The sequence below is a fragment of the Rodentibacter rarus genome, from assembly GCF_001998965.1.
Taxonomy (GTDB): domain Bacteria; phylum Pseudomonadota; class Gammaproteobacteria; order Enterobacterales; family Pasteurellaceae; genus Rodentibacter; species Rodentibacter rarus.
In genome coordinates this window covers 1-2,850 of the sequence record NZ_MLHJ01000084.1, presented here as the reverse complement: position 1 = coordinate 2,850, position 2,850 = coordinate 1, and the positions used below count along the sequence as shown (strand labels likewise).

Here is a 2,850-nt window from a genome sequence, read left to right as displayed (position 1 = left end):
AGACGGTGATTATCGTGTTATTGCGAAAGTGACAACCCCGGAAGGCAAAGAAAGTCAACCGAGTACAGAAGCGCCATTTAATGTTGACCAAACCACACCGGTAACGCCAACCATTGATATCACACGTATCGCAGGTCAGGATCAAGTTGCTGAAGGTACGGATGGTTATGCGCAATTCTTACCAAAAAATATCGCAACAGAAACCTTTGAAACATCGACAAACACTGTTGAGGGTAAAAAAACAACGATAGAAACCAAAGGCTTTATCGTTAGCGGAACAACGAAAAATGTACCAGCCGATACAGAGGTTGTAATCACAATTACTGGAGAAGATGGAACGAAATTGGTTGATGGTCAAACAGCAAAAGTTAACGCTGATGGTACTTGGTCTGTCAACGTGGTAACTGTCACAACGACAACGGTTGAAACAGGCGATCCGGCAGATGAAGAAAACTATACAAATGAGGTGACCACATCTTATAACGCACCGACATTTGATCAAAAATATACGGTTTCAGTTGTAACGACTGCAAATGGTGAAGCGATCAGAGATGAAGATGTGACAGAGAGTGCGCCGAAAGTTGTTGATATTTATCTGCAAGATAATTTAACTGATGATGTAGCAGATGTAGCGCAATACTATACAAATAACGATCCGTATGTTGGTCGTATTGATGGAATGAATGGTACAGATGCAATGACTGCGGTAAGTCGAGCAACAGGTTTAACCAACGATCCGAATGCCTCATTACACTTTACATTAGATAAAGCGTTGCAAGCAGGGCAAACCGTAAAAGTGTTGCGTTATACCATTCTAGAGGGTCAAGAAACTGCATTAACCGATGTGAGTGCAGAGATGACGAACAACGGTTTAGAGTACACTTATACGCCATCTGAAGCATTACCAGAAACACTCAATACCTTATATCGCTATAAAGTATTGATTGAAGACGAGCAAGGTCGTGATTTATCAGGTAAAGATTTCACTTACCGCTTAGATACTATCGTTGAAAATATGAATGTTGCTGTATTAGATACAGATAAAAATATTATGGTATTAAAAGCGAATGGTATCTCTGAAATTGAAGCTACCTTGAAATATCGTTATCCAACAGGAAGCGGTAGTGAATATAGTGAGTGGTCAGAAGGAACTAAGCAAGAAGTCTTAACGGCTGATCGTGCAAAAGAACTAGGTGGTAGCCTGAAAGAAAACGATGTGGTTTATGTCTTAAATCTCGCTAACTATAATCGTTATACCAATACAGGTATTGAGCTTCAAACCATTGATGCAGCAGGTAATGTAAGTACGCAAAAAATTAACGCAATGCGTAACTTATTTAATAACTTAAATACCGAAGTTGGTCCGGATGCAACAAATAAACCAACAGGTTTAATCAATCAAGGTTACGATCAACGATTGATTACTGATGGAAACCAGCAAAAAACGGCTACCCAAGAAAATGGCGGGGTTGTTGCTACTGATGGTAATGATACCATTATTGTTGGTTTAGATAATTTTGGTGGTTTTGGTGTAAGCAATGGTTCTCTAGGCGGAACATCCGGTATTGGCGGACATTCAACAAGTGTTGATACCGGTGCCGGCGATGACTTTATCCATATTCGTGGTTCGGCTCAGAGCTTGAAAGGCGGTACATTTACAATGGGTGAAGGTAACGACAAACTTGTAATTGATGGTGGTACAGCTATTGGTAGCTATGCTTATGATATGGGTGAAGGTAACAATATTATTGAAATCCACGGTAATACTGTTGCAGCAGCTACTCAAAGTTATACCTTTGGAAACGGCAATGATATCTTGCGTGTCGATGCCTCAGAGTTTGATGGCAGTAAAACCATCGAATTTGGTGATGGTTATAACGTAATGGAAGCTGAAACATTACGTGGTTCTAACACCATTAACTTTGGTAAAGATGATGATACATTTATCGTCAACTCTTTGAGTACGTTAGCTGGAAGTAACGGTAACATCAATATGGGGGCAGGTAATGATACATTCATTGTCAAAACTCAATATGCGAGCGGCTTTAAAGTCAATCTTGGTGAAGGTGATGATACTGCAATTATTTCTTCTCCAACCATTGCTGAAAAATTAGATGGTGGACTTGGTAACGATACGCTAATTATTACCAACACCAAATCAAAAGTTAGCTTAGAAGATGTTCTAAACTTTGAAACTGTTGATCTCACTACCGAAGGTAGCCAAACTGTTGGTATGAGTATTGATTACTTAAGACAAGCAAACAATGAAGTGAAGCAAGTCTATGTAAAAGGTACTGCGGCTGATACCGTTGATTTAGGCGACAACGGCAAAAATGTCAATGGATTCAAAATCAAAGACGGTGGTGGATTGGTTAAATCCAACTGGAATTACTGGGAAAAAACTGAATCTGATGTGGTTCACGATGGGGTGACTTATGATAAATATACTTATCGTACCTCCTCCGGTGAAACAGGTGATGAGGCTATCTATATCCAACAAGGTATCCAAATCATCTAATATCATTAAATGATTTAGCTTAATCCAAATCCCTCATAGTAAACCCTATGGGGGATTTTTTTATAAAAGTGCGGTTAACTTTAACGGTATTATGTAGCAAATGCACAAAACAGAAATTTTAACCAAAACGTAGGGACACACTGCGTGTGTCCGTTATAAAATCAAATTATTTCAATAGGTTAAAATTCGGACACACGCAGTGTGTCCCTACAAGTAACAAAAAACAACGTTGTGCAACTGCTGTATAATACCGGTGTTTTTTACCGCACTTTTTGTTTTTATTTTTTTGATTAATAAAGGAGAAAAAATGGCTGATCCGCATATTCAATCCC

The 2,850-nt window shown here is 39.0% G+C and carries 1 protein-coding gene; it reads left to right on the top strand.

All coding sequences use genetic code 11. From position 1 onward, the window contains the following. On the top strand, positions 1-2,518 hold a 2,518-nt coding region (locus BKK50_RS12470), incomplete at its 5' end, for a hypothetical protein (protein ID WP_077417193.1). Between the last annotated feature and the right edge of the window lie 332 nt (positions 2,519-2,850).